The organism is Bradyrhizobium sp. 186, from assembly GCF_023101685.1.
GTDB lineage: Bacteria > Pseudomonadota > Alphaproteobacteria > Rhizobiales > Xanthobacteraceae > Bradyrhizobium.
This window is the reverse complement of record NZ_CP082164.1, coordinates 1495551-1514979: the sequence shown is the minus strand read 5'-3', so window position 1 is coordinate 1514979 and position 19429 is coordinate 1495551. Positions and strand designations below refer to the sequence as shown.

Sequence of the window (19429 nt, the reverse complement as noted above, 5' to 3'; positions counted from 1 at the left end):
CAACCCCGATTCCGCCGCACGCTAGCGGCCGATCGGCCTTTGCTCAACCGGTTCGAGGCGGATCGACCACATTCGCCATGAACGCAGCCAGCGCGTCACGGTTGGCCTGAGGGATGGTCAGGCCGAGCTTGGAGCGGCGCCACAGGATGTCGTCGGGGAAGCGCGCCCATTCGTGGCGCATCAGATAGCGCACCTCGGCGCCAGTCAGCTCGGAACCGAAAGTGGGGCCGAGCTCATCGCGCGTCTTAGCCTCGCCGAGCACCGCCGCTAACCGCGATCCATAGGCCGCAACCAGCCGCTGGGCCTGCGGCTCCGAGAGAAACCGCCAGCGGTCTCGGGCGAGGTCGACCTCGGTATCGAAACGATCCCAGGCAAAATCTCCGCCGGGCAGTGCAACTCCGGCGGTCCAGCGCGGCGACATCGAATAGAATGGTGTCAGTCTTGTCACCGCCCGTTCCGCGCGCAGGCGCGAGGTGGTGACGTCGCCGCCGAACATTGTGATCAGCGGCGCTCTTGCGCCGGCGGGCGTGGAACAGCGTTGTCCCATCGCCTCGTCGCGCCGGTGCCGGCGTCAGATTGACGCCGGAGATCGCCCGCACCACGTCGGTCGGCGCGACCCGCTCGCGGAAATAGCGGCTGGCCGCCTCGCAGAGATATGTGACGTCAGCGCCGGACATCGCGACGATCGCCGGATCGCCGGTGAAAGCATGCGTGATCGCACCGATCAGCGTGAAGTCGCGTTCGAACGGGCTTGCAAAGATCAGCCGCCCATCATTGTTCTGGAAGACGTAGACGTTGTCGGACTCGAACAGCCGGGGCACGATGATCTGGCTCATCTGCACGGCCGCCATCGGCGGCGCCGGCTGCCGCAGCACCGTCTCCGCGACCATCAAGGTCCAGCCGCCGCTGGCATTGGCCAGTGCGCGCGTCGTGATCACGCCGCGATGACCGCGATCGACCACCGCGAGGCGCCAGAAATCGCTCCGGTCGGCACGCACGCAACGCGCCCCGGTCCGGATCGCGGCGCCACGCTCGGCGGCGTCCAGCGCCGTGAGCACCACCAGCCTGGAATCATCGACGACGCAATCCGAATATTCGAAGGCGATCCCGAACGGACGTTTCAGGGCGTTACCGACCGGATGATGTGTAATGTCGAGAGTGGTCGAACCCGGCAGGCCGCCCCGGCTCATGAGGCTGTCGTAGACGAGCAGGCCGGCGCGCAGCAGCCATGGCGGGCGCTCGTCGGAATGCGCGGGGATCACGAAGCGCATCGGCCGGACCAGATGCGGCGCGATCCTGAGCCAGATCCGGCGCTCGGCCAGCGCCCGGCGCACCCGCCAGAAGCCGCGCCGCTCCAGCACCGACAGATCGCCATGAATCAGCCGCGGCGTCGCCGACGATGCGGCGCCGCCGAGATCGCCCTGCTCGAACAGGATGACCCGCAGGCCACGGCCGGCGGCATCGCGCGCAAGGCTGACGCCGTTCAGGCCGCCGCCGATGATCGCAAGGTCGTAATCCGCCATGAAGCCGTCGAGAGGGAGTGAAAGGAAGCGCTCCCATCACTAACCGGTCTGAAGCGCAAGCTCCATCGTCTCGGCGCGGCCGACGAGGCCGGCATATTGCCCGATCGGCAGGGGCTTGCCGAGCAGATAGCCCTGCACGCCGTCACAGCCCTCCCTGGCGAGGAAGGCAAGCTGGTCGACCGTCTCGACACCCTCGGCGACGATCGACATTTCGAGGCCATGGCCGAGATCGATCACGGCGCGCACGATCGCCGCCGATTGCGGATTGCGGCCGAGATTGGTGATGAAGGCGCGGTCGATCTTGATCTTGTCGAACGGGAAGGCCTGGAGATAGCTCAGCGAGGAGTAGCCGCTGCCGAAATCGTCCATGGAGATACGCACGCCGAGCGCCTTCAGCCGGCGCAACAGCGCCAGGCCGCGGTCGAAATCCTCGATCAGCACGCCCTCGGTGATTTCGAGCTCGAGCCGGCCGGGCGCAAGGCCGGTCTCGAGCAGGATCGAATGAACGAGACCGACCACGTCGCCGCGCATGAACTGCGCCGGCGACAAATTGACCGCGATCTGGAGCGGCTTCGGCCAGGACGCCGCCTCACGGCAGGCCTGGCGCAAAATCCATTCGCCCATCTCGACGATGAGACCGCTCTCCTCCGCGATCGGAATGAATTCGGCCGGCGAGACCTGGCCGCGAACCGGATGCTGCCAGCGCGCCAGTGCCTCGAAGCCGATGATCTCGCTCTCGGCAACGCTGTGGCGCGCGATCCCCTGCGGCTGGAAGGCGAGCGACATCTCGCCGTTCTTGATGGCCTTCGACAGGTCCTGGTGCAGCACGCGGCGGTCGCGGATCTGCTGGTCCATCTCCGGCTGGTAGAGGCTGATCGTGCCGCGCGACTTCTGCTTGGCGCGGAACAGCGCGGCACCGGCATTGGCGAGCAGCGAGGCGCCGTCGGCGCCATTGTGCGGGAAGATCGCCATGCCGGTGGTGACGCCGGCGCGGACGACGCGGCCGTCGATGTGGAATTCGTGGACCATCGCCTCGCCGAGCTGATGCGCCAGCGCGAGCCCCGCCTCCGGCTGCTTGCCGTCGATGATGAGGCCGAACTCGTCGCCGGACAGGCGTGCCACCACACCCCCGCGCGCGGCATCCTGGAGCCGCTGCGCCACTTCGATCAGAAGCTTGTCGCCCAAGGCATGGCCGAAGACGTCATTGACCTCCTTCAGCCCGTCGAGGTCGACGCAGAGGACCGCGAACTCCTCGCTGGTGCCCTCGCAGGCCTCGATCATCTGGGTCAGCGCCTGCAAGAAGGCGGCGCGGTTCGGCAGGTCGGTGAGGCCGTCGTGATAGGCCATGTGCGCCATGCGCGACTCGGTCTGCCGGCGGTCGGTGACGTCCTCGTGCGTCTTGATCAGATATTGCGGCTCGCCGGCATCGTTGAGCACGGTGGCGCGGCGGGTGAGGAACAGCCGCAGGCCATCCTTGGTGGAGATCGGATGCTCCTCGGTGATCAATCCGCGCTTCCTGATCGCAGCCTCGTCGCGTGCGACGATCAGTTTCGCCTCTTTCGCGTTGAAGATGTCGGCGGCGGTCAGGCCGGTGGCTTCCTCGCGCCTGCGGTTGAGGATCGTTTCCGCGCTGCGATTGGCGAGCAGGTAACGGCCATCCTTGACCTGCTCCACGATCAGCGCCACCGGGATGTTGTCGACCACGAGCTCGAGGAATTTCTTGGTGCTCTCCAGCTCCTGCGACAGCGAGCGCCGGTCGGTAACGTCCTCGAACACCACCAGCAGGAATTCAGGCTGGTTGCTCTCGTTGCGGACCACGATCCGGATCGAGGCGACCATACGCCTGACCGCGCCGCGCTCGACCTCGAACTGGTTGCGGAACTGACCGTCCGGCGCCTCAAGCGCCGCCCGGTCGGTCGCCTCGATGCTGGCCGCCGAGACGGGCGCGAACAGCTCACGCGCAGTCTTGCCGACGGCATAGTCCCGCGAGAAGCCCCAGAAGCGCTCATAGGCGCTGTTGGCGAAAATGTAGCGGCCGTCCTCGATGCTCTTGGCGGCGACGCAGGCCGGCACGTTGTCCAGCACCGATTCCAGAAACTGCTTGGTAGAGGCGAGCTGCCGCGACAGCTTGCGCTGGTCGCTGACGTCGAGATGGGTCGCCACTGACCCGCCGTTCGGCAGAACGAAGTATTTGACCAGGATGGCCCGCCCGTCAGGCAGTTCGGTGATCAGGCCGTTGGGGCTTGCCGCCTTCTCGTAGAAGTCGTCGTCGGAGACACCGAGCACCCCGCGTTCACGCCGCACTCGCAGGATGTCGTAGCCGGTCATGCCGGCCCAGAGATCCGACCGCGACAGGCCGTAGATATCGAGATAGCGGTCGTTGCAGAAGATGATGCGCCGCTGTCCATCGGTCATCACCACGCCCTGGTTCAGATTGTTCATGGCGGAGGTGATGAAGGCGCTGCGCCGCAATTGCGACCGCTTGGCACGGCCCAGCGCGGATTGGATCCACAGCGCGATCGCCGCCAGGAACGAGCAGACGGCGATTCCTCCGATCAAGGCTTCCCAGACCAGATTGGGATCGAGGCTGCCGAGATAGCTCGCCGGGGCAAGGTTTTCGGACAGGGAAGAGGCACGCGCAGGCGCGACCGCGCTGGCCAGGCACACGACGGCCTGCACAGCGATCGGAAGCGTGCTGCCCACGTGCCAGTTCTTCTCAGCCATCAGCCACCCGCGATTTCAATATGGGATTGTCTGGCTTCGCGGGTTTGAATCGGGTAAACGCCTGTACGCGCAACAGAAAAATGTGACGCCAAACACGGCAATTGCCCTGACATGATAAATGCTTCCTTAACGGAAAACGGCCTTGGCGCCCGCCTCCAGGCTCCGACGCCATCGACAGTTCCAACGAACATCCTGCACAACCATGGATAGGGTCGACTGCGTCGTCATCGGAGCTGGCGTGGTCGGGCTCGCGATGGCTCGAAAGCTGGCGCAGGCCGGCCGCGAGGTGATCGTGCTGGAGGAAGCCGAGGCCATCGGCACCGTCACGTCCTCACGCAACAGCGAGGTGATCCATGCCGGCATCTACTACCGCGCCGGGAGCTGGATGGCGCGCATGTGCGTCAGCGGCAAGCACGCGCTCTACCGCTACTGCGCCGAGCGCGGCATCCCCCACAAGAATTGCGGCAAGCTGATCGTCGCGACCACTCCGAAAGAAACCGAGAAGCTGCAATCGATCAAGGCGCATGCCGAGGCCAATGGCGTGCTCGACATGCAGCTGGTCTCGGGCGAAGCCGCGCGCGCGCTGGAGCCGGCGCTCGCCTGCGACGCCGCGCTGCTCTCGCCTTCGACCGGCATCATCGACAGCCACGCCTACATGCTCTCGCTGCGCGGCGAGGCCGAGGCGGCGGGCGCGGCCTTTGCGTTTCACACGCCGATGATCCGGGCCAAGGCGGCGGGCGGCGTCATCGAGATCGACGCCGGCGGCGAATCGCCAATGACGCTGCAATGCGGCCTGCTCGTCAACGCCGCCGGCCTCTCCGCGACGACCGTGGCGCGCCACATCGACGGCATGCCGCTGGACCGGATTCCGCCGGCCTATCTCGCCAAGGGAAATTACTTCAGTTGCAGCGCCAAAGCGCCGTTCTCGCACCTGATCTATCCGGTGCCCGAGCCCGGCGGGCTCGGCGTTCATCTGACGCTGGACATGGCAGGCCAGGCGCGTTTCGGCCCGGACGTCGAGTGGATCGAGGCGATCGACTACGCGGTCGATCCCTCACGGGCCGAGCGCTTCTATCCGGCGATCCGCAAATACTGGCCGACGCTGCCCGATGGAGCGTTGCTGCCGAGCTACTCGGGCATTCGTCCGAAGATCGTGCCGCCGGCCGTCGCCACGCAGGATTTCCTGATACAGGGCCCGCCCGATCACGGCGTCGAAGGCCTGGTCAATCTGTTCGGCATCGAATCGCCGGGACTGACGTCATCGCTCGCAATCGCGGATCACGTCGCCGAGTTCGCTGGACTGTAGGTCTCGCGCAACATGTATGCGCGGCGCGCACCTTACGCAGAGATGAGCGCAAAAGCCTCATCCCTGCGTGAAAGGGTATGATCAACTCTACGCTGTTACGGGGGTTACTAGTGAAGCGTCTCGTGCGAGTTGTGCCTCAATCGCTCGATCTGGTCCTTGACCATCAACTTCCGGCGCTTCAACTCAACAATTCGCAGGTCGTCTGTTGAAAGGTGCACGAGAGCTTCGTGCAATTCGTTTTCGAGAGTTTTATGCTTCCGTTCCAATTCAACCAGATGTGCCTGAATTGTCATTCGAAACCTCCTCGGTAGGGGCAACCTTGGATTCGATCCGGACGGGCAAGTGTACATCACCGATTCGTTCTGTCGATGGGGTATCCGTCGTCGCAGTGTCATTTTTGAAAATTCATATGTAACCAAGCGTGAGTAAGGAACCACGCTGGAAATATCCATGATATCAATGCGCCCGCGCGGCGCCGTAGCGATCCCCAGAAATATCTTGCGGTGAACCCGTGAGCAACGATCCGAGATCGCTTGCGATCACGCCGCGCAAGGACGATAATTTCCACAGGGCATCCACAGCCTTAATCTCAAGCCTATCGGTTTTTCGGCCACCGCAGACATGACCAATGAAGATGCGCGCGAACTCGAAACCGAGCTCGCCCGGTTGCACCAGGAACACCGAGATCTCGATGCGGCGATCGATGCACTGCATCAATCGCCTGCCCCCGACCTATTGCGGTTACAGCGGTTGAAGAAACGCAAGCTGTTGTTGCGCGACCGCATTGCATTCATCGAAGACCAGATCACGCCCGACATCATCGCCTGATCCACAGCCATGTTTCGCGGGGGCTCTCCCGCATGTGAATCCGCTTGACTCGAAAAGAACAAAATAGGAACATTTCAACCCCAGCCGCCCCAAGAAAACGTCGAGCAAAACGTCGAGCAAACGTCCACCAAACGCCCAGGAAAAACGCGCATGTCAGCACCCGTTCTCTTCGACAACAGTCACTATGAACAAGCCTGCGACCAGGCGATCGCGATGTGCGACGGCAATCTGCGCAGCACCATCAAGGCGTTGATCATGGCCAACGAATATCTGGAAGCCGAACTCGAGGAATTGCAGGCGGCAATTTCCGCCGGCTGCATTCCGGAGACCTCCCGCAGCAAGACGCGGAGCAAGAGCAGCGCCGCCTGAGTTTACCACCCGGAGCAACGCCATGTCGGATGTGACCTACTACGTTGCAATGCCCTTCCTGATCGATGCCGACGGATCGCCGGTCGCAGGTGCGGCCGAGGAATGCCAGACATCGGCGGCCGCCTTGCGGCGCGCCGAGATTCTGGCGCACGGTGCCGGCCACATCGGCGCGGTCGCTTTCAGCCGCAGCGGCGATCCCATGACCGGCGAATTCGGCGACGCCAAATTGCTGCGCAAATTCGGCAACGTGCCGGACGACCTCGGCGCGCTTTAAAGTCAGCTGCTGACGAGCCTGATGCGCGGCTCATGCCGCCGGTGCGCCTTGCGGACATACATGGCGGCGTCGGCCTCCTCCAGAGCACGAGCAGCATCGGATTGCGGACCGAGCAGCGCGACGCCGGCGGAAGCGCCCGCAGTCACGCGCTGGCCGCGGAAGACAAAGGACAACTCGTCGACCGCCTGCTCGAGGATCGCGGCCTTCGCCTTGGCATCGGTCTCGCTGAGATTCCACAACAGCAGCGCGAACTCGTCACCGCCGAGCCGGCCGACCACGTCCGAAGCGCGGATCTGCTGCGTCAGTGTCCGCGCGATCGCCTTGAGCACCTCGTCGCCGGCGGCGTGGCCGAAGGAGTCGTTGACCGGCTTCAGACGATCGACGTCGAGCACGATCAGCGCGCCGCTGGCACGATAACGTTTCATGTAGGCAATGGCGCGACGGAGCTCGCGCTCGAAGCCGCGCCGGTTCGGAATGTCGAGCAGGAAATCGGTGTCGGCGGCCGCCTCGAGTTCCGCAACCCGCCGCAGCGCCGCGCTGAGCTTGCTCCGCAGGTCGCGAATGGTCGCCTTGGCACTGTCATCGGCCGACGCCACGCGACGCGCCGGACCGGCGGAACGCTTGGGTGCGGCTTTGGATCGGCTCGCGCTGGTCTTTAGGCCCTTTTTGGCCTTCGCAGCGCTCGCCCTTTTTGGTTTCTTCATGGGCATCCTGCTCAATGAAGGCTTGCGGGGATTCACCAAGACAGGATAGTGCATTCCCTTCTCCTTGCCACCGCCTTGCGATCCGCCGGCCGGAACCGTTAATCTGGCCTATGTTTCTGTATTCCCGAGCACAATTGACGTCATGACCGCGCCGATCGCCATTATCATGGGAAGCCAGTCGGACTGGGACACGATGCGGCATGCCGCCGACACGCTTGCAGCGCTCGGCGTCGCCGCCGACACCCACATCGTCTCGGCGCACCGAACCCCGGACCGATTGTTTGCCTTCGCCAAGGGCGCCAAGGCGGCGGGTTTCAAGGTCGTCATTGCCGGTGCCGGTGGCGCTGCACATCTGCCCGGCATGGCTGCGGCGCTGACGGAACTCCCCGTCTTCGGCGTTCCCATCGAATCCAGGACGCTCAAGGGCATCGATTCGCTCTATTCGATCGTCCAGATGCCCGCCGGCATCCCGGTCGGCACGCTGGCCATTGGCAAGGCGGGCGCGATCAACGCGGCGCTGCTCGCAGCCGCCGTGCTGGCGCTGTCCGACCCGGCTCTGTCCGACCGCCTTGCCGCCTGGCGCAAGGCGCAGACCGAAGCGGTTGCCGAACGCCCGGAGGACAAGGCGTGACGGAGACCAGACGGGTGAAGCTGAAGCCCGGCGACACCATCGGAATCCTCGGCGGCGGACAACTCGGCCGGATGTTGGCGATGGCGGCGGCGCGGCTGGGCTTACGCTGCCAGGTGTTCTCGCCCGACCCGGATTCGCCGGCCTTCGACGTCGTGCTGAACGCGACCTGCGCCGAATATGCCGATGTCGAGGCACTCGAGATGTTTGCCAGCGACGTCGACGTCATCACCTACGAGTTCGAGAACGTGCCGGCGGCGGCCGCGATGGTGCTGGACGCGCGCCGCCCGGTCCTGCCCAACCGCAAGATCCTCGAGACCACCCAGGACCGGCTCGCCGAGAAGGATTTTGTGACGCGGCTCGGCGTCGGCACCGCCGCTTACGCCGACGTCACTTCCGTCGCTTCCTTGCGCGAGGCGATCGTCCGGATCGGACTTCCCGCCGTGCTGAAGACCCGCCGCTTCGGCTACGATGGCAAAGGCCAGGCCATCATCCGCAACGGCGACGACATCGCGAAGGTCTGGACCAGCCTCGGCACCAAGCAGGCGATCCTGGAAGCCTTCGTGCCGTTCGAGCGCGAGATCTCCGTGATCGCCGCGCGCTCGGCCGCGGGCCAGGTCGAATGTTTCGACGTCACCGAGAACGAGCACCGCGACCACATCCTGAAAGTGTCGCGCGCGCCCGCGCCGATTCCGGATGCACTGGCGGAGGAAGCCCGCAGCATCGCGGGTAAAATCGCAAACGCACTGGATTATGTCGGCGTGCTCGCCGTCGAGATGTTCGTGCTCGCCAATGGCACCGGACCGAAGGTGCTGGTCAACGAGATCGCGCCGCGCGTGCACAATTCCGGGCACTGGACGCTCGACGGCGCCTCCGTCTCGCAGTTCGAGCAGCACATCCGTGCCATTGCCGGCTGGCCGCTCGGCAGGCCCGTGCGCCACGGCGAGGTCGTCACCATGACCAATCTGATCGGCGACGAGATCAACGAGTACGAGAGATGGCTGACCGTGCCCGGCGCGACCGTCCACATCTATGGCAAGGGCGAGCCGCGCCCCGGCCGTAAGATGGGCCACGTCACCGAAGTCAGGCCGGCGACAGGCAAGTAACGGGACCGCGGCGACTGCCGCGATCCCGCTCTTCGATTACGCCGTCTTCGCGCCCGCGACGACGCCGGTGGGCTCCTCGCTGAGCCAGCGATAGATCACCCCGCCAAGCGCGCCGCAGATCAGTGGTGCGACCCAGAACAGCCAAAGCTGCGCCAGCGCCCAGCCGCCGACGAACAGTGCGGGGCCCGTGCTGCGCGCCGGGTTCACCGACGTATTGGTGACGGGGATACTGACGAGATGGATCATCACCAGCGCAAGCCCGATCGCGAGCGGCGCGAAGCCCGCGGGCGCGCGGCCGTGGGTCGAGCCCATGATGATGAACAGGAACATCATGGTCATCACCACCTCGGTGATGAAGCACACGATCATGCTGTATTGGCCAGGCGAATGCGCATCATAGCCGTTGGACGCAAAGCCCTTGGTGACATCGAATCCGGGGGCCCCGCTCGCGATGACATAGAGAAGCCAGGCGGCCACGATCGCGCCGGCCACCTGTGCAATCACATAGGGCAGGATCTGCCCGGCCGGAAAGCGTCCGCCTGCGGCAAGGCCGACGGTGACCGCCGGGTTGAGATGGCAGCCCGAGATATGGCCGATCGCATAGGCCATGGTGACCACGCTCAAGCCGAACGCGAGAGACACGCCGACCAGGCCGATGCCGACCTGCGGAAAGCCCGCCGCGATCACCGCGCTGCCGCAGCCCGCGAATGTGAGCCAGAACGTGCCAATAGCCTCGGCGGCATATTTTTTCATGTCCATGTAGCGTCTCCCCTGATTTCCAGATTTCCGGATCAACCTCCGGAAAACGGCCCGCCTTTTGGCACCAAATCACCCCAAATGCGACCGCAAGGCGGAATTTTCGCCCCATTTAATGGCGTAACTTGGCCCGATAAGCCGCTTCGCAGGTGGACATGTCAGGTTTTGTCTGATACATCCGCGCGCTCAAGGTTAAGGGCTTGTGCTTTGCCATCCCCTTAGACTTATCAGAATTCAAATCCGATCCACCAAAGAGGATGCCGCGTGCAGGTTCTCGTTCGCGATAATAATGTCGACCAAGCCCTCAAGGCGCTGAAGAAGAAGATGCAGCGCGAGGGTATTTTCCGCGAGATGAAGCTCCGCGGTCACTACGAAAAGCCCTCCGAGAAGAAGGCCCGCGAAAAGGCCGAAGCCGTGCGCCGCGCGCGCAAGCTGGCCCGCAAGAAGCTCCAGCGTGAAGGCTTGCTGCCGATGAAGCCGAAGCCGGTGTTCGGCGCAGGTCCCGGTGGTGATCGTGGCGCCGGTGGCCGTAGCGGCCCGGGTGCCGGTCCGCGCGGACCCCGCTGATTTTGCCGAATTTGCAAGACTGAGTTTTCGATGACGCGGGCCCTTGGCCCGCGTTATTGTTTTGCATGGTGCCTTTCTGGGACGGGGCATCACCGATGCGGCACCAGCGCGAGCGAACCGTAGATGGCCTCCCCTTTCCCCGAGCACAGCTTGGCGCGGTTACGCCATATCTGGCAGCAGCCGCTCGCGTTGGCTCTGGTGGGGATCGCACTGTCCGGTTGCTCCTTCGATCTGGGATCGCTGATGCCGGAGAAGGAAAAGCCGCAGGAAGCCCCCAGGGCGGCTGCCGCCGACAACAGCGCGATCAGCGCCGGCAATGTCACCGAAGCCCAGGGCCACACGGCAAAGGCCCAAGCCCTGGCAAAGTCAGGGGAGACGGCGGCAGCGCTCGACGAGTTCAATCGCGCGGTCGCGCTCGATCCCTACAATGCGCAGGCGCTCTATGCCCGCGCCCTGATCTACCAGAATAACAACGAGCACGATTTTGCGATCGCCGATTTCGGCGCAGCGAATGGGCTCAACCCGCAGAAGGTCGAGCCTCTGCTCGGCCGCGCCATCAGTTATCTCGCCGTCGGCAAGATCAAGGAAGCCGCCGCCGATCTCGATGAGGCCTCCGAGGCCGATCCGCACAATGCCCAGGTCTGGACGACGCGGGGGCAGGCCTATGAGCGGCTCGGCGACAAGGCCAAGGCGGCGGCGTCCTACACCAAGGCAGTGTCGCTTCGCCCGCGCGACGACGCCGCGCGCAGCGGTCTTGCCCGCGTCGGCGGCTGACAGGTCGAGCGCAAGCAGGCGCTTTCTTAATCCGGGGTGACGCTCTTCGGCAGAACGGCGTGGAACATCGACTTGACGCCGGACAACATCTCGTCGGCGACATTGGTCTTGGGCCGCGGCATCGGGCCGCCTGCGTCGGCGCGCAGGTCGAGCGGGGGCGCGATCATCGGAACGGGGATATCAGCCGGCGGCGTCAGCCGGTTGGCATCGCCGTTGCCGACCGAGGCCGTGTAGGGCGGGTTCGTCGGCGACGACGATCCGTTGCCATAGGTTTCGGTCTCGGTGGGCGTCGACACCGTGATCGGCGGCGGCAGCGGGCGCACAGCCGACGGCACGATCCGCGGGGCCGCTTCCGGTGCGCGGGCGGCCTCCTGAGCCGCAGGCTCAGGCGGTTTCTCGGCCGATTTGGGCTCGGAAGACTTGATCTCGGAAGACTTGCTGTCAGGCGACTTGCGCAAACGCTCGATCGCGGCACGCACGAGATCGTTGGGGTCGGGGGTTGCGGCCTGAGAGGCAGCAGCCGGCGCCGAATTGGCCTCGACCAATGGAGCGGCGGTCGCGGGAGCGGTGACGGTCGGTGCGGACTTGGCGACCGCCTTCTCACGCGCCGACGATCGGCCGCGCGGGGCGGCCGGCGCGGTCTCGGCCGGCGCCACGTCCGCAGCCTTGGAATCTGTAGCCTTGGAGTCTGTAGCCTTGGAGTCCGCAGCCTTGGAGTCCGCAGCTTTGGCCTCGGCGGCCGGATGATCGACGGGCTTGTCGGCAGCTGCCTTGTCCGTCACGCTCTTCTCGGAAATGCCCTTGGCCTTGACGCCGGGCGCCGGGAGGTTGGCCACGTCGGCGGGCTTGCCGTTCTTGCCGGCCTGGGCAGGCGCCACCATGGCCGCCGGCGCATCCGCCGCCGGCTTGGCATTGATGTAATGATTAACGATGTACGCCCCGATGATCGTCGCGAGCACGGAGGGGAAGACATCCATCGAGATTTTAGCGATGTATTTCAGCATTTCTCGGCCACTCCCCGCACGATCTGATGCGGGAACTTTGAGGCATAGTAAGGGATCAACTGCGACGGATCGATGGCAATCGGTAACGTAAGCCCAAGGCTTCACCTAAGGCTTCACTACGGCTTCAGCTCGATCTCAAGGAACACGATCTCCGTTGAAGTTTCGTTAAGTACGTCATGTTCCACCCCCGCCTTGCGGAAGTAGGATTTTCCGGCCGCAAGTTGCGCCTTGGAGCGCTCGCCATTGGGCGCCACGATGGTCATTTCGCCGGCGACGACGGGAACAATCACGTAATCCATCCCGTGGGTGTGATGCCCGGTCGCGCTGCCCGGGACGAGCCGCCACTCGGTCACCCGGACCTCCTCGTTGTCGACCTGAACCTCGGATTTGGCGGCAAGCATCGTCTCTCCTAGGGCACGAACACCATGAACACGTAGACGGCAAATACCACCATATGCACCAGTCCGAACAGGACATTTGTCCTGCCGGTGCCGAAGGTCAGCATGCTCAGCAAGAAGGTCAGCGACAGCAAGACGATCCCCTGGTGGTTGAGGCCAAGCTCGAGCTCCTTGTCGAGCGCGTAGGTGGCAACGCCAACGGCCGGGATCGTCAACCCGATGGTCGCCAGCGACGAGCCGAGCGCGAGGTTGATGCTCTTCTGGAGGTCGTTCTTGCGGGCCGCCGAAATCGCGGCAACGCCCTCGGGCAGCAGGATCAGGAGCGCCACCAGGAGGCCGGCAAAGGCAGGCGGCGCGCCGATCTTGGCGCCGACCGCGTCGACCACCAGCGAGAATTTCTTGGCCAGCAGCACCACAGCGAGCAGCGAGACCAGCAGCAGCACGACGCTGAGCACGAACATCCCGCCCGCGAGATGGGTCTGTCCGCCCTCGCCGTCCGCCCTTTCATGGACGAAGTAGTCCTTGTGCAAGACGGTCTGCGTGTAGAGGAACACCGCGTAGAGCGCGAGCGTGACCACGTCGACGAAGCCAAGCTGGATCGTCGAATAGACCGGGCCGGGCGTGGTAGTGGTGTAGTTGGGCATGATCAGCGTAATCGTCGCCAGCGCGAACAGCACGCTGAGATAGACGTTGGCGCCGGACAGCTGAAAACCTTGCTCGCGGTAGCGGAGGCCACCGATGAAGATGCAGAGCCCGACCAGCCCGTTGCAGACGATCATCACGACGGCAAACACAGTGTCGCGCGCGAGCGCCGGCGCGGGCTTGTCGCCGAGCATGATCGTGGTGATCAGCGCCACTTCGATGATGGTCACCGAGAGCGTCAACACCAACGTCCCGTAGGGTTCGCCGACCCGCTCCGCGATCACCTCAGCATGGTGCACGGCGGCGAACACCGTCCCGAACAGGATCACGAGCAGAATGATCGCAAAGACAAGCCCGGCCAGCGACAGGGTGAAAGTGTAGTCCGTCGCGGTGACGGCGACGAACAGGAGGACCGCCAGGGCCGGAAAGACCCAGGCCGATCGAGGCATCGGGCTATGCGCGCTCATCCACCGGTTCCATTGTGTCAGGACAGCAGTAACAGTTCGTGCCGCAGATTCAATGCCAGTGCAGGATCGGCGCGACCGGCAGGAGGGTCAGCAGCAGGAACAGCGGAATCAGCACGGCGCCGGCCCGCAGCAGGTAGCCGAAGAAGCTTGGCATCGCGATGCCGCTCTCGTTTGCGATGCTGGTTACCATGAAATTCGGCGCGTTGCCGATGTAAGTTAGAGCGCCCATGTAGACCGCGCCCATGGAGATGGATGCAAGCGTGCCCGCAAGCTCGCCCATGAGGAGATGCGGATCGCCGCCGGCGAGTTCGAAGAACAACAGATAGGTCGGCGCGTTGTCGAGAAACGCGGACATCAATCCCGTGAACCAGAAATAAGCGACTTCGCGCGGCGTCCCGTCCGGCGCCGTCACCGCCGACAGAAGCCAGGCAAACGCACCGTGCTGGCCGGCGTCGAGCATCGCGATGACCGGAATAATCGCGACAAAAATGCCGGCAAACAATTTCGCGACTTCGCGGATCGGCTCCCAGGTGAAGCCATTGGCCTGTCTGTGCTCGTCCGGCGTCAGCCACACCGACAGGGCTGCAATCACCAGCAGCACCAAATTGCGTACGATGCTCTCCAACTCCAGTTTCGTTCCGAAAACGTCGAACGCAATGCCGGGCCGCCACATCGCCGATACCAGCAGGCTCGCAACGATGGCCGCGATCAGCAACAGGTTGACGAGGCCGCGGATCCGGACCGGCTGCGCCGGTCCCGCCCCGCTGAATGGCGGCTCCTTGTGGAAACGCCAGACGTCAACCACGACGAAGATCGCGAGCAACAGCCCGGCCACGATCGCCGTTTGCAGCCAGATGTGCCGGGTGGTCCAGAAGAAATCGACACCGTGCAGGAAACCGACAAAGAGCGGGGGATCACCGAGCGGGCTTAGTGCACCGCCGACATTGGCGACCAGGATGATGAAGAAGATCACGACATGGGCATTGTGGCGCCGCGCCAGATTGGCACGGATCAAGGGACGGATCAGGATCATCGCAGCGCCGGTGGTGCCGACGATGCTCGCCATCAGCGTGCCAAGGGCTATGATGCAGGTGTTGGTCCATGGCGTGCCCTTGAGGTCGCCGCTGACCAAAATGCCCCCGGCCACGACATAGAGCGCGAACAGCAGAACGATGAAACTGAAATACTCGGCCAACATGGCGTGGACCAAGGCCGCCAGCATCGCCACGACCCCGGCCTGCCAGGCAATCGGCGCCAGCGCCAATGCCGACCAGGCCGCAGCGATCTTGCCGTAATGATGATGCCAGAACTTCGGAAGCAGCAGCGGCCCGAGCGCGATCGACAGCAAGAGGCCGGCAAACGGCAGCGCATAGGGCCAGCGCATGGCGGCACCGTCGAGCCCGGTTGCAGCGAGCGCATCCTGCGGCAGGAGCGCGAGGTTCAAGGCGATAAGCCAGACCGCGCGCCTTGTACCGGGCTGCCTATGACGCAATGAACCGCCTCGCCGTTTCGATCGCACCGAAGGAATCAAGATCGTCGTGTCCGCCACCGGGAAACCGAACGAACTGTTTCGGCTCATGCGCGAGCGCGAACAGACGCTCTCCGAAGACGATGGAAATGGCAAGATTCATTGGTGCCGTGCATCACCAGCAGCGGCACCGTGACGCGCACGATCCGCTCGTCGGAACGGAATTGATCACGCATCAGCAGGCGGACCGGAGCGAACCGGTAGAGCGAGGCGGCGACCTCGACTGTCGACGTGTATGGCGCTTCCAGGATCAATTTTCCCGCTGGATGCTCGGATGCGACTGCGACCGCCACGCCGGTCCCGAGCGAAAAGCCCCAGAGGACGATTCGTTCCGCCGCATAGCGCGCGCTCGTGAAAGCGTAAGCAGCGGCAGCATCGCGCAGCAGCCCCTGCTCGCTCGGTGCGCCGCTCGAGCCGGCATAGCCGCGATAGGACAACGCGACCAGGCCGGTGCCATCGGCCGTGATGGCCTTGAAGCGGCTGACGGGGCCGGCGAGGTGATCACCGTTGCCGGGGAAATACAGGATTAAGGATCGGCCCGGCTTGGCCGGCACGTGCCAGATGATGACCTTCTCGCCGTCGGACGTGGTCAGGACGTGCTCTTCCGCTTCGGGAAGACCAGCGGCATCCGGTGCCGTGCGACCGACCGGCGGAATCGGAAACAGCATCTCGCGCTGACGGACATACAGCACGACGAGACCGACGAAATAGACGGTCACGAGCAGGATGGCGATCCATTTCACGAATGTCATGACTGCGCTGCCGGCCCCATCCTAGGACTTGCGACGGCTCCGCAGCAATTTCATGACATCGAGCCGGATGCTCGCTGAATTTCGCGGCAGCCGCACGCCGCCGCATGGGCGGCATGAGATAGGACCTGTGCCGCTCCTTGTTGAGGCCCGGGTCCGCTTGCCTCGGCTCCTACATCGCCTTGACGATGCTCTCGGTGACCTTCTTGGCGTCGCCAAGCAGCATCATGGTGTTGTCGCGATAGAACAGCGGATTGTCGATGCCGGCATAGCCCGAGGCGAGCGAGCGCTTGATGAACATCACGGTGCCGGCCTTCCAGACCTGAAGCACCGGCATGCCGTAGATCGGCGAGGTCTTGTCCTCTTCGGCGGCCGGATTGGTGACGTCGTTGGCGCCGATCACGAAGGCGATGTCGGCCTGCGCGAATTCGGAGTTGATGTCCTCGAGCTCGAACACCTCGTCATAGGGCACGTTGGCCTCCGCCAGCAGCACGTTCATGTGGCCGGGCATGCGGCCCGCGACCGGGTGGATCGCGTACTTCACCTCGACGCCCTCCTTCTTCAGGATGTCGCCCATCTCGCGCAGCGCGTGCTGGGCCTGCGCCACCGCCATGCCGTAGCCGGGCACGATGATGACCTTGGAGGCATTCTTCATGATGAAGGCGGCATCGTCCGCCGAGCCGAGCTTGGCCGGCTTCTGCTCGCCCGTCGCGCCGCCGGCCGCGGCGGTCTCGCCGCCGAAGCCGCCGAGGATGACCGAGATGAAGGACCGGTTCATCGCGTGGCACATGATGTAGGACAGGATCGCGCCCGAGGAGCCAACCAGCGCGCCGGTGATGATCAGTGCGGAGTTACCGAGCGTGAAGCCGATGCCGGCAGCCGCCCAACCCGAATAGGAGTTGAGCATCGAGATCACGACCGGCATGTCGGCGCCGCCGATCGGGATGATCATGAGCACGCCGAGCGTCAGCGCGATGATGACGATCAGCCAGAAGTCGAGCGCGCTGCCGGACAGCACGAGGCCGACGATGAAGAACACCAGCGCCAGCGCCAGCACGATGTTGATGACGTGGCGGAACGGCAGGATGATCGGCGCGCCGCTCATGCGTGCGGACAGCTTCAGGAACGCGATCACCGAACCGGTAAACGTCAGCGCGCCGATGGCGACGCCGAGCGACATCTCGACCAGGCTCTGCGGATGGATGTTGCCGGGCGAGCCGATGTCGAAGGCCTCAGGCGCGTAGAACGCGCCGGCGGCGACCAGCACCGCGGCCATGCCGACCAGCGAGTGGAAGGCGGCGACCAGCTCCGGCATCGAGGTCATCGGCACCCGGCGCGCAATCACGGCGCCGACGCTGCCGCCGATGGCGATGCCAAGGATCACGAGGATCCAGGCGAGGCCGTCCGCCGGCGGATGGCTGGCCAGCGTGGTCGCGACCGCGATCGCCATGCCGATCATGCCGAAGAAATTGCCCTGCCGGGATGAGGCGGGGCTGGACAGCCCGCGCAGTGACAGGATGAACAGCACACCCGCCACGAGATACAGAACTGCAGCCAGATTGGCGTTCATCTCAGGTCCCCTTTGTCTTCGTCACCCCGAGGTGCACGCCGCTCACTTCACCTTCTTCTTGTACATCGCCAGCATGCGCTGGGTGACAAGGAAGCCGCCAAAGATATTTACGCAGGCAAAGATCAGCGCGATGAAGCCGAAGCCGCGCGCCCAGCCCGAGCCGCTCGATATCATGCCGACGCCGACCGCGAGCAGCGCGCCGACCACGATCACCGAGGAGATCGCGTTGGTGACGCTCATCAGCGGCGTGTGCAGCGCGGGGGTCACCGACCACACCACGAAATAGCCGACGAAGACGGCGAGAACGAAAATCGACAGCCGGAAGACGAAGGGGTCGACGACCTGTGCAATATGCTCCATGGCGGCTCTCCTAAGCTTTCGGCTGGAAATTCGGGTGAATGACGGCGCCGTCCCTGGTGAGCGCGGTCGCCTTCACGAGTTCGTCGTCCCAATTCACGGCAAGGGCCTTGCTACCCTTGTCGATCATGGTCTCGATGAAATTGAACAGGTTGCGCGCGTAGAGACTGGAAGCCGACGCCGCGACGCGGCCGGCGACATTGGTGTAGCCGACGATCTTGATGCCATCGACCTCGGCGACCTCGCCCGGCCTCGCACCCTCGACATTGCCGCCGCGCTCGACCGCGAGATCGACCAGCACCGAACCGGGCTTCATCGACTTGACCATCTCGGCCGAGACCAGCTTCGGCGCCGGCCGGCCCGGGATCAGCGCGGTCGTGATCACGATGTCCTGCTTCTTGATGTGCTCGGCGGTGAGCGCAGCCTGCTTGGCCTGGTACTCCTTGGACATTTCCTTGGCGTAGCCGCCGGCAGTCTGCGCGTTCTTGAACTCCTCGTCCTCAACCGCGAGGAACTTGGCACCAAGCGATTCCACCTGCTCCTTGGTGGCGGGCCGCACGTCAGTCGCGGTGACGACGGCGCCAAGACGGCGCGCGGTAGCGATCGCCTGCAAGCCGGCCACGCCAACGCCCATCACGAACACCTTTGCCGCCGGAATGGTGCCCGCCGCGGTCATCATCATCGGGAAGGCGCGGCCAAAAGCTTCGGCGCCCTCGATCACGGCGCGGTAGCCGGCGAGGTTGGCCTGCGACGACAGCACGTCCATCACCTGCGCGCGCGTGATGCGCGGCATCAATTCCATCGCGAAGGCCGAGATGCCGGCATCGGCCATCGCCTTCAGCGCGGCATCGTTGCCGTAGGGATCCATGATGGCGATGACGAGCGCGCCGCGCCTGTATTGCGCCAGTTCGGAGGCTTCGGGCCGCTTCACCTTGATGATGATGTCGGCATCCTTCAACGCATCCGCGCTCACGGTGGCGCCGACTGCGGTGAATTCGGAATCCGGCAGGCCCGACTTGACGCCGGCCCCCGGTTCGACGGCGATCTCGACGCCGAGCGCCTTGAACTTCTTCACCGTATCAGGCGAAACGGCGACCCTCGGCTCGGATGGATCGATTTCCTTGGCAACGGCAATCTTCATGGGGCCTCCGGCGA

The 19429-nt window shown here is 64.5% G+C and carries 20 protein-coding genes and 2 pseudogenes; 8 read left to right on the top strand and 14 right to left on the bottom strand.

The features are described from left to right. Nucleotides 1-43: 43 nt before the first annotated feature. A pseudogene (locus tag IVB18_RS07040) lies at nucleotides 44-1523 on the bottom strand (glycerol-3-phosphate dehydrogenase). 39 nt (nucleotides 1524-1562) lie between these two features. After that, a complete protein-coding gene (locus IVB18_RS07035; protein WP_247988487.1) occupies nucleotides 1563-4247 on the bottom strand; it encodes an EAL domain-containing protein in 2685 nt (894 codons plus the stop codon). 202 nt (nucleotides 4248-4449) lie between these two features. Here IVB18_RS07035 and IVB18_RS07030 point away from each other — a divergent pair, with 202 nt between their 5' ends. Beyond that, nucleotides 4450-5553 (top strand): NAD(P)/FAD-dependent oxidoreductase, encoded by a 1104-nt coding sequence (locus IVB18_RS07030; protein WP_247988486.1) that lies wholly within the window; start codon nucleotides 4450-4452, stop codon nucleotides 5551-5553. 107 nt (nucleotides 5554-5660) lie between these two features. Here IVB18_RS07030 and IVB18_RS07025 read toward each other — a convergent pair whose 3' ends face one another. Beyond that, nucleotides 5661-5846 carry a DUF465 domain-containing protein gene (locus IVB18_RS07025; RefSeq protein ID WP_247988485.1) on the bottom strand — a complete coding sequence of 62 codons (186 nt, stop codon included), beginning with the start codon at nucleotides 5844-5846 and terminating at the stop codon, nucleotides 5661-5663. Nucleotides 5847-6009: 163 nt separating this feature from the next. Next, on the bottom strand, nucleotides 6010-6267 hold the full coding sequence (locus tag IVB18_RS07020; protein ID WP_247988484.1) for a hypothetical protein: 258 nt from the start codon (nucleotides 6265-6267) through the stop codon (nucleotides 6010-6012). Between IVB18_RS07020 and IVB18_RS07015 the strand changes: the two genes are divergently transcribed. The 3 genes from IVB18_RS07015 to IVB18_RS07005 all read left to right on the top strand — a co-directional run bounded on the left by IVB18_RS07015 (nucleotide 6175) and on the right by IVB18_RS07005 (nucleotide 7024). Beyond that, a complete protein-coding gene (locus tag IVB18_RS07015) occupies nucleotides 6175-6381 on the top strand; it encodes a DUF465 domain-containing protein (protein ID WP_247507154.1) in 207 nt (68 codons plus the stop codon). The two genes, IVB18_RS07020 and IVB18_RS07015, sit on opposite strands and share 93 nt — an antisense overlap. Nucleotides 6382-6531: 150 nt before the next feature. Beyond that, a complete protein-coding gene (locus IVB18_RS07010; RefSeq protein WP_247988483.1) occupies nucleotides 6532-6750 on the top strand; it encodes a hypothetical protein in 219 nt (72 codons plus the stop codon). A gap of 22 nt (nucleotides 6751-6772) precedes the next feature. After that, on the top strand, nucleotides 6773-7024 hold the full coding sequence (locus IVB18_RS07005) for a hypothetical protein (protein WP_247988482.1): 252 nt from the start codon (nucleotides 6773-6775) through the stop codon (nucleotides 7022-7024). 2 nt (nucleotides 7025-7026) lie between these two features. Here the strand turns inward: IVB18_RS07005 and IVB18_RS07000 are convergent, their stop codons facing one another. Next, entirely contained in the window at nucleotides 7027-7728 is a 702-nt protein-coding gene (locus tag IVB18_RS07000) for a GGDEF domain-containing protein (protein WP_247988481.1), read from the bottom strand. Nucleotides 7729-7870: 142 nt separating this feature from the next. Between IVB18_RS07000 and purE the strand changes: the two genes are divergently transcribed. Both purE and IVB18_RS06990 read left to right on the top strand, forming a co-directional pair. Continuing rightward, the gene (purE, locus tag IVB18_RS06995) at nucleotides 7871-8359 is read left to right on the top strand and encodes a 5-(carboxyamino)imidazole ribonucleotide mutase (protein WP_247988480.1); all 489 of its coding nucleotides are present in this window, start codon (nucleotides 7871-7873) and stop codon (nucleotides 8357-8359) included. Next, nucleotides 8356-9462 (top strand): 5-(carboxyamino)imidazole ribonucleotide synthase, encoded by a 1107-nt coding sequence (locus IVB18_RS06990; RefSeq protein ID WP_247988479.1) that lies wholly within the window; start codon nucleotides 8356-8358, stop codon nucleotides 9460-9462. The genes purE and IVB18_RS06990 overlap by 4 nt, the downstream gene beginning before the upstream one ends. A gap of 36 nt (nucleotides 9463-9498) precedes the next feature. Here IVB18_RS06990 and aqpZ read toward each other — a convergent pair whose 3' ends face one another. After that, nucleotides 9499-10221: an aquaporin Z gene (gene aqpZ / locus IVB18_RS06985; protein WP_247988478.1), complete on the bottom strand. Its 723-nt coding sequence runs from the start codon at nucleotides 10219-10221 to the stop codon at nucleotides 9499-9501. A 261-nt stretch (nucleotides 10222-10482) separates the two neighbouring features. On the opposite strand from aqpZ, the gene rpsU reads away from it, so the two are divergent. Together rpsU and IVB18_RS06975 are read left to right on the top strand one after the other, a co-directional pair. Continuing rightward, nucleotides 10483-10785, top strand: a complete 303-nt coding sequence (gene rpsU / locus IVB18_RS06980; RefSeq protein ID WP_247988477.1) for a 30S ribosomal protein S21 — start codon at nucleotides 10483-10485, stop codon at nucleotides 10783-10785. 123 nt (nucleotides 10786-10908) lie between these two features. Next, the gene (locus IVB18_RS06975) at nucleotides 10909-11559 is read left to right on the top strand and encodes a tetratricopeptide repeat protein (RefSeq protein ID WP_247988476.1); all 651 of its coding nucleotides are present in this window, start codon (nucleotides 10909-10911) and stop codon (nucleotides 11557-11559) included. 26 nt (nucleotides 11560-11585) lie between these two features. Here IVB18_RS06975 and IVB18_RS06970 read toward each other — a convergent pair whose 3' ends face one another. From IVB18_RS06970 to IVB18_RS06935, 8 genes and pseudogenes are all read right to left on the bottom strand, one after another. After that, complete coding sequence (locus tag IVB18_RS06970) at nucleotides 11586-12563, bottom strand: hypothetical protein (RefSeq protein WP_247988475.1); 978 nt, start codon at nucleotides 12561-12563, stop codon at nucleotides 11586-11588. Between the two features lie 116 nt (nucleotides 12564-12679). Then, nucleotides 12680-12964, bottom strand: a complete 285-nt coding sequence (locus IVB18_RS06965; RefSeq protein WP_247988474.1) for a cupin domain-containing protein — start codon at nucleotides 12962-12964, stop codon at nucleotides 12680-12682. 8 nt (nucleotides 12965-12972) lie between these two features. Continuing rightward, a complete protein-coding gene (locus IVB18_RS06960) occupies nucleotides 12973-14070 on the bottom strand; it encodes an ionic transporter y4hA (protein WP_247988473.1) in 1098 nt (365 codons plus the stop codon). Nucleotides 14071-14119: 49 nt separating this feature from the next. Then, nucleotides 14120-15598 (bottom strand): sodium:proton antiporter, encoded by a 1479-nt coding sequence (locus IVB18_RS06955; protein WP_247991575.1) that lies wholly within the window; start codon nucleotides 15596-15598, stop codon nucleotides 14120-14122. Then, nucleotides 15552-16350, bottom strand: a pseudogene (locus IVB18_RS06950) (alpha/beta hydrolase). The gene IVB18_RS06955 and the pseudogene IVB18_RS06950 overlap by 47 nt, the downstream one beginning before the upstream one ends. Before the next feature lie 169 nt (nucleotides 16351-16519). Next, nucleotides 16520-17917 (bottom strand): NAD(P)(+) transhydrogenase (Re/Si-specific) subunit beta, encoded by a 1398-nt coding sequence (locus IVB18_RS06945; protein WP_247988472.1) that lies wholly within the window; start codon nucleotides 17915-17917, stop codon nucleotides 16520-16522. A gap of 42 nt (nucleotides 17918-17959) precedes the next feature. Then, entirely contained in the window at nucleotides 17960-18277 is a 318-nt protein-coding gene (locus IVB18_RS06940) for a proton-translocating transhydrogenase family protein (protein WP_007596278.1), read from the bottom strand. A gap of 10 nt (nucleotides 18278-18287) precedes the next feature. Next, the gene (locus IVB18_RS06935; RefSeq protein ID WP_247988471.1) at nucleotides 18288-19415 is read right to left on the bottom strand and encodes a Re/Si-specific NAD(P)(+) transhydrogenase subunit alpha; all 1128 of its coding nucleotides are present in this window, start codon (nucleotides 19413-19415) and stop codon (nucleotides 18288-18290) included. Nucleotides 19416-19429: the final 14 nt, after the last annotated feature.